Below are 7,090 nucleotides of genomic sequence, written 5' to 3'. Positions count from 1 at the left end.
GTGCCGGCGTGTCCGCCGCCAACCACGATCACGTCAAACTGTGTGGGATAAATCATCGGCTGTACTCGGAAGCCCGTGCGCAAGAGGCAGGCAGGGCGAAGCGTGCAGGAAAAACGGCCTATTCTACGGCAAAACCGATTGCATGATAAGTCATTGATTTGTTTCGCCCCTGTTGTAACCGGCAGTTCAAACGCCGGTCATCCACAAGTCATATGCGCGAAATGTCTGCGTCAAACTCCATCACTAGCATGTGTTGCAAGGCCGGCCAAGCGAAAAGCTACTGCCAAATGAAGGAGTTGCCGTGCCCGTATCCGGAAATGGCTGACTGGCAGCACACCACAGCAAGGCTAGCATTCCGGATCAATACAACAAGCCCGTTCGCATATCCGCCAGGGGAGTAAGTCATGCAACTGAATGAAAGCATCAGTAGCCGCCGCCAGCTGAAACTGGGCGTGCGTGTAGCAGAAACGGCCGAAGACATCCGCCGTGCACAGAAACTGCGCTTTGACGTATTTGCCGGTGAAATGGGTGCCGAGCTGTCATCGCAAGCCCTGGGTATTGATTGCGACGAGTACGACGCCCTGTGTGACCATCTGATTGTGGAAGATGCCAACAGCGGCCTGGTGGTGGGTACCTACCGCATGCTGCCGCCTGACATGGCACGCCGCGCCCCGTCCTTGTATTCCGAACACGAATTCGACCTCACCCGCCTGGACAACCTGCGCGACAGCCTGATTGAAGTGGGCCGCTCTTGCGTACACAAGGATTTTCGCAGCGGCGGAGTGATTGCCCTGCTGTGGTCCGGCCTGGCCGACTACGTACAGAAAAAAGGCGGAGCCTACCTGGCAGGCTGCGCCAGCGTAAGCCTGGCCGATGGTGGACATCAGGCTGTCAGCCTGTACCGTCAGCTGGAGTCCAGCCACCTCAGCCCGGCCGAATGGCGTGTGTTCCCGCACCTGCCGCTGCCGCTGGACCGTATTCACGACGATGCGCCCTCCTCGCCGATGCCGCCGCTGATCAAGGGCTATCTGCGCGCCGGGGCCTTCATCTGCGGTGAACCGGCCTGGGACCCGGACTTCAACTGCGCAGACTTCTTCATGCTGCTGCCGATGAGCCGCCTGACCGGCCGCTATAACCGTCACTTCGTAGGCTGATTCCCCAGCCTGCACAGCGCTGTCGCTGTCATCAGCCCGACCGAAGCCCCCGTTCGGCCGGGCTGTTCTGTTTGCCAAGCGCTTCTGTCTGGTGGATTAAGCAGGATCAGCCAGCCGGAACCCGGCTACAATCCCGCCATGAGCTACGCATTTCACCCGGTGGGCATCGTCCATTCGCCCTACAAGGAAAAATTCGGCATCCCGCGCCAGCCCGCGCTGGCCCCCGCTGCCGACATCCAGATCGAGCTGTTGCCGCCATTCAATCACCCCGACACGGTACGCGGGCTGGAGGCCTTCTCCCATGTCTGGATCAGCTTCGTCTTCCACCAGACCGCCCAGCGCGGCTGGCAGCCGCTGGTACGCCCGCCACGGCTGGGTGGCAATGCCAAGGTAGGCGTGTTTGCCAGCCGCTCCACCCACCGGCCCAATCCGCTGGGCCTGTCGCTGGTGGCGCTGCGCGGCATCGATACCGGGCATGGCGTGTGGCTGCATCTGGAAGGCGCGGACTTGCTGGATGGCACGCCGGTGCTGGACATCAAGCCTTATATCCCGTTTGTGGAAGCCCACCCGGAAGCACGCGGCGGCTTTGTCGACGGCCCGCCGCCCAGCCTGGAAATCTGCTGGAGCCAGCCGGCGCTGCAACAGCTGGCCGCCCTGCCCTCTGCGCCGCCGGGCCTGGCACAGCTGATTGAACAAGTACTGGCACAAGACCCGCGCCCGGCCTATCAGCACGACCCGGAACGCATCTACGGCGTGCGGCTTTATGACTACAACATCCGCTTTTGCATCCGGGATAACCATGCTCACGTGCTTGAAATCCAGCCGCTTGCCCCGAACTAAACGCACATGCTCCGGTCACACCGGAGCCCTTTACTCTGGAGAATAAAATCATGACACCTCGCGCGAAGACGATCATGCTCGCCTTCACCCTGGTTTCTGTCCTGGCGGCACCGTTTGCGGAAGCCGCACGCCTGGGCGGAGGCAAGAGCGCCGGCATGCGCCGCTCGGCCCCGACCAAAAGCTACCAGCAGCCCACTCCGATGCCGGCTCCGGCACCTGCTCCGCAGGCTGCGCCGCAAGCCCAGCCCAAGAAGGGCCCTGGCATTGGTACCGCCATTGCAGCGGGTGCTGCAGGTGCTGCTGCCGGCTACATGCTGGGTTCGGCCATGAACAACAACCATGCTTCGGGTAACGCCGTGGATACCGCAGGTGCCGGGTCCGGCATTCCCTGGGGCACGCTGGCCTTGCTGGGCCTGCTGGGTATTGGCGGCCTGATGTGGTTCCGCCGCAAGACTGCCAGCCAGGCACCGATGAACAGCCCGATGCCGGCTGGTAACGGCCCGGTCTTCAACAGCAATGCCCAGGACGCTGCCCGTTTCGAGCCGATTCCCAAGATTGGCTCCGGTCTGGGTCAGCCGGCTGGCTATGGCGCTGCACCGGCCATGGCTGGTGCAGTGCCCGGACGCCTGCCGGATGGTACGGAAACCCCGAACTTCCTGCGTCAGGCCAAGGCAACCTTCCTGCACCTGCAAAGCCTGAACACGCCGGACAGCCTGGAAGAAGTACGCAAGTACATGACGCCGGATCTGTTCGAAGGCCTGCGTAATGAAATCGGTAGCAACACCGATGTGGCTGACTTCCCGCAGCTGGACTGCCAGCTGGCCGAAGCCGTGGAAGAAGGTGGCCGCTTTATTGCCACCGTGCGCTTCTCCGGTACGGTGAGCGAGTCGGTCAATGCCGCGGCAGTGCCGTTCAGCGAATACTGGCACTACATCAAGGATGGCAGCACCGGCGGTAAATGGCTGGTTGCTGGTATCCAGCAGGAATAAATCCGCTTTTTTGTGCGAATTATCTTAACGGGCCCGGTCGGGCCCGTTTTTTATTATCCGGCCATGCTCTACACTGGAATGCCGATTGCTAGGTAACGGGTTCATGGGCCAGCAAGAGCCCTATCTCAGGAAGGAATGTACTGCAATGAAACGTTTCGAGCATGCCGGTCTGATACTCGGCAGCCATTTCCAGCCCATCTACAGTCTGGCGCACCGCCGTACCGTGGGCGTGGAAGCCTTGCTGCGCGCCGAGCAGAACCAGCTGCCGCTGTCACCGGCCGAGGCCTTTTATGCCATGGTGTCCCCCGAGCGACGCCACGGGCTGGACCTGGCCGTCAGCCAGGCCCATGTACAGCACTTTGCCGCGCTGGAACACAGCCATCCGCACTGGCTGTTCCTGAATGTCGATGCCGCCTCGCTGTCCCGCCCGGAGCGGGCCATGGCACTGGCCAACACCATTCGCGAAGCCGGCCTGCAGCCGGGCAATGTGGTGCTGGAAGTGCTGGAACATGTGCTGGAAGTGGATGAAGCGCTGATCGAAGGCGTGAATCTGCTGAAAAAGGCCGGCTTCCTGATTGCCATTGACGACTTTGGCGTCGGCCATTCCAACCTGGACCGGGTCTGCCAACTGGAACCGGATCTGGTGAAATTCGACAAGGACTTGCTGCGCAGTGCCGTCAGCCAGCCACGTACCCGCAACCTGCTGTCCAGACTGGTGCGGCTGATGCACGAAATTGGTGCACTGGTAGTGGAAGAAGGGATTGAAACCGAAAACGATGTGCTGGTGGCGCTGGAGTCCGGCTGCGATCTGGTACAGGGCTATTATGTGGCCCGCCCCTCCGCCAGCCCGGATGCAGACGACATCATCACCAAACGGCTGGATTCGCGCTGGGACGAGCTGATGGTGCGCGACCTGCTCAAGCGCAAGATTACCCGCCGCCAGATCGAACTGGCACGCCAGGCCTTTGTGCAATCGGCCATTTCGCTGATGCAGGGCACCCCGTTCGACCAGGCTGCCACCCCCATGCTGGCCATGCCCGATGTCATCCGCTGTTTCTTGCTGGACAGCGAAGGCCGCCAGATTGGCCGCAACCTCAACAGCCGTCACAACACCATTGCCAGCAGCCTGAAGTTTGCCCCGCTGGCGGATACCACCGGTGCGGTGTGGTCGCGCCGTGCGTATTTCCAGCATGCCATCGACCAGCCCGGCGTGCTGTACATGAGCGAGCCTTACCTGTCGATGACCGACACCCGCTCCTGCGTCACCCTGTCCATGGCGATTGAAATCGACGAAGCCATGCACGTGCTGTGTGCCGATGTGCTGGCACCGCGTGTGCACAGCAGCCACGGCTGAAGCACACTCAGGCCAGACATGATAAAAAAAGGACCGCATGCGGTCCTTTTTCTGTTTCAGCACAACTTACTGCACTGGCGTGATTTCGGTGATGCTTTCAAACAGGGTCACCACCTTTTGCACCCCGGCGGTTTCGCTCACCACCTGTGCTGCCGCCTGCCCTTCCGCCGGGGTAACCAGACCCAGCATGTACACCACGCCACGTTCGGTCACCACCTTGATATGGTTGGGCGAGTAGCCCTTGCCATCCAGCAGGCGGGTACGCACCTTGCTGGTGATCCAGGTGTCGTTGCTGCGCTCGGAGAAGCCGGAAGACGGAGCCACCACGGTGTAATTGAACACACGGCGCACATTGGGCATGGCGCGGGCAATCAGCTCGGCCTGCTGGCCGGCCTCGGCCGACGGCACTTCACCGGTCAACAGCACGGCACGGTTATAGCTGGTGGTATTGACATGAGCCGAAGGCAATTTCTCGCCAATCTGGTGCGACACCTTGGCTTCAATGCTCTGGTCGTCCACATAAGCACCGCTGGAACGACGGTCGGTAGCCACCAGCGCACCACCGGCCACACCACCGGCAGCCAGGGCGAAACAACCGGACAGCGCGCTGGACACAGCAGCCGCCAGCAACAGGGACAGGACAGTACGTTTCATTTACTCACCTCCCAACAGCATGTAATCGATGGCATCGCACAGGGCATGCACCAGCAGGATATGCACTTCCTGAATACGCGCGGTGCGCAGCACCGGCACATTCAGCTGGATGTCTTCCGGCGACAGGATTTCGCTGATCTTGCCGCCATCCTTGCCGGTGAGGGCAATCACACCCATGCCGCGTTCGTGCGCGGCATAAATGGCTTCAATCACATTGGCGGAATTGCCCGAGGTGGAGATGGCCAGCAACAGGTCGTTGGTATGCCCCAGCGCACGCACCTGCTTGGAAAAAATCATGTCGAAATCGTAGTCATTGCCAATGGCAGTGAGTGCCGAAGAGTCGGTCGCCAGCGAAATGGCGGCCAGACCCGGGCGCTCCTTTTCGAAGCGTCCCAGCATTTCAGCAGCAAAGTGCTGGGCATCGGCAGCCGAACCGCCATTGCCGCAGGCCAGGATCTTGCCTTCGTTCATCAGGCAGCTGACCATGCGCTCGGCAGCCAGCGCCACAGCGGGCGACAGCAGTTCCATTGCCTCCTGCTTGGCGGCAATGCTTTCCAGAAAATGTCCGTTGACGCGTTCAATCAGGTCCATGCTCTTCCTTGTAGCAGCGCGGGATGGCTGCTATGCAAAAATGTTTTTCAACCACTGCAGCGGCTGCTGGCCTTCGCTCAGCACAGCATCAAAACGACAGGGCGCGTCTACTCGCTTATCGGACAGGTAGACCGTGGCCGCATGCAGGAGTTTCCTCTGCTTGGCCGGCGTAATGCTGTACGCCGCTCCACCATAACGCGGGCTGGCCCGGTGGCGCACTTCCACAAACACCAGATAACGCCCGTCACGCATGATCAGGTCTATCTCACCGCCACGGCACAACCAGTTGCGTTCCAGCAGCTGCAAACCTTGCTGCAACAGGAAGGCCAGCGCGCGTTCCTCTGCCTGCTGGCCCTGGCGGTTCATCGGCCTTATTCGCCTTCGCCAATCAGCGATACCGGCAACTGGCGGTCAAACACCCGGTCACGGCCCAGTTTCAGGTCGCCGGTGACGCCATCCAGCTTGATGCTGGCGGGGTTGCGCGTGGTACCCAGCAACAGCGCCAGACGATAGGCATCTATCCCCAGTGCATACAGGCGCTCGGTTTGCAGGGTAAGCGCGCTGGACGGCCGGACAAAACGCTTCACCGCCGGGTGTTGCGGCATCAGGAACCACGGCATGTCGATGAAACGCACCCCGGCCAGCTGCTTGTCCGGGCTGCGCGTGCTGATTTGCGAGGTGGCATACACCGGCAGATCCGGCGGCAAGGCCGGTTTCAGCCGGGCGGCCTCGGCCGGTTCCACCGCCAGAAACACTGCATCGGCCTGGCTGGCGGCCTGCTGCAACACGGACAGGCTCTGGCCGTCATCTTCAATCTGCGGCGCGTCCTTGCCGCTCTGGCTGCGCCACTCGTCGGCAAAGGCCTGCTTCAGGCGGCTGGACAATACCTCGCCATCGGCAATGATCAGCGGATTACTGCGACCATCATCACGCATCAGGCGCGCAATCTGGCGGGCTTCCACTTCCACATTCAGGGCCAGGGTAAACAGCCTGGGGTTGGTCGGCACATCGCGCCCCACGGCATTGAGCGCCAGCGTGGGCACGCTCACATGCGGTGCTACCGCGGCAATACCGCCGCGTGACAGCGGGCCTATCACCACGTTGACGCCACTGGCCACGCCTCGCGGTAACGCTGGGCGGCGTTGTGTTCGTCGGCATCAATCACCACCACATCAGCTTGCGGCTCGGCATCGTGCGCGGCTTCCACCCCGCTACGCACCACCGCAGCCGCTTCGCCCAGCAATTTGGACTCGGTGGGCAGCAACAGGCCTATTTTAAGGCGGACCGCCTGCTTGCCGGGCGCAGCCAGCGGCTTGGCCACCGGGGTTACAGGGGCGGATGCCGGCTGCGCCTGGGCGCGCGGGCTTTGTCCGGCCACGCTATTGAGCGGCGCAGCATTGAGTTGGATGATATAGTCCGGTGCCTGCGCATGCGCAGCCGTCAACCATGTCATCATGACGCCAACCAACAGCGGAGCCAGTCTTTGCATACTTCGTTCGCTCACTTGC

9 protein-coding genes are annotated in these 7,090 nt (G+C 61.6%); 4 read left to right on the top strand and 5 right to left on the bottom strand.

From position 1 onward, the window contains the following. Positions 1-404 precede the first annotated feature (404 nt). The 4 genes from AWT75_RS17430 (at position 405) to AWT75_RS17415 (ending at position 4,337) form a co-directional block, all read left to right on the top strand. A complete protein-coding gene (locus tag AWT75_RS17430) occupies positions 405-1,154 on the top strand; it encodes a GNAT family N-acetyltransferase (protein WP_045847694.1) in 750 nt (249 codons plus the stop codon). Positions 1,155-1,292: 138 nt separating this feature from the next. Continuing rightward, entirely contained in the window at positions 1,293-1,994 is a 702-nt protein-coding gene (gene tsaA / locus AWT75_RS17425; RefSeq protein WP_045847693.1) for a tRNA (N6-threonylcarbamoyladenosine(37)-N6)-methyltransferase TrmO, read from the top strand. 50 nt (positions 1,995-2,044) lie between these two features. Further along, complete coding sequence (locus AWT75_RS17420) at positions 2,045-2,983, top strand: Tim44 domain-containing protein (protein ID WP_062790788.1); 939 nt, start codon at positions 2,045-2,047, stop codon at positions 2,981-2,983. Positions 2,984-3,128: 145 nt separating this feature from the next. Continuing rightward, entirely contained in the window at positions 3,129-4,337 is a 1,209-nt protein-coding gene (locus tag AWT75_RS17415) for a sensor domain-containing phosphodiesterase (protein WP_052694166.1), read from the top strand. Positions 4,338-4,403: 66 nt separating this feature from the next. On the opposite strand, the gene AWT75_RS17410 is transcribed toward AWT75_RS17415, so the two are convergent. The 5 genes from AWT75_RS17410 to AWT75_RS23140 are packed head-to-tail and all read right to left on the bottom strand — an operon-like array spanning position 4,404 to position 7,038. Next, positions 4,404-4,991 carry a BON domain-containing protein gene (locus tag AWT75_RS17410; protein WP_062790786.1) on the bottom strand — a complete coding sequence of 196 codons (588 nt, stop codon included), beginning with the start codon at positions 4,989-4,991 and terminating at the stop codon, positions 4,404-4,406. Further along, a complete protein-coding gene (locus tag AWT75_RS17405; RefSeq protein WP_045847689.1) occupies positions 4,992-5,582 on the bottom strand; it encodes a phosphoheptose isomerase in 591 nt (196 codons plus the stop codon). A gap of 30 nt (positions 5,583-5,612) precedes the next feature. Further along, on the bottom strand, positions 5,613-5,957 hold the full coding sequence (locus tag AWT75_RS17400) for a YraN family protein (protein WP_197077222.1): 345 nt from the start codon (positions 5,955-5,957) through the stop codon (positions 5,613-5,615). Then, positions 5,954-6,700: a penicillin-binding protein activator gene (locus AWT75_RS17395; RefSeq protein ID WP_239689642.1), complete on the bottom strand. Its 747-nt coding sequence runs from the start codon at positions 6,698-6,700 to the stop codon at positions 5,954-5,956. The genes AWT75_RS17400 and AWT75_RS17395 overlap by 4 nt, the downstream gene beginning before the upstream one ends. Then, positions 6,676-7,038 carry a hypothetical protein gene (locus AWT75_RS23140; protein ID WP_239689641.1) on the bottom strand — a complete coding sequence of 121 codons (363 nt, stop codon included), beginning with the start codon at positions 7,036-7,038 and terminating at the stop codon, positions 6,676-6,678. The genes AWT75_RS17395 and AWT75_RS23140 overlap by 25 nt, the downstream gene beginning before the upstream one ends. Positions 7,039-7,090 lie beyond the last annotated feature (52 nt).

It is taken from the genome of Aquitalea pelogenes, assembly GCF_001515305.1.
Taxonomy (GTDB): domain Bacteria; phylum Pseudomonadota; class Gammaproteobacteria; order Burkholderiales; family Chromobacteriaceae; genus Aquitalea; species Aquitalea pelogenes.
Note: the sequence above shows the minus strand (reverse complement) of the source record. Positions and strands in the feature narration are given on the sequence as shown.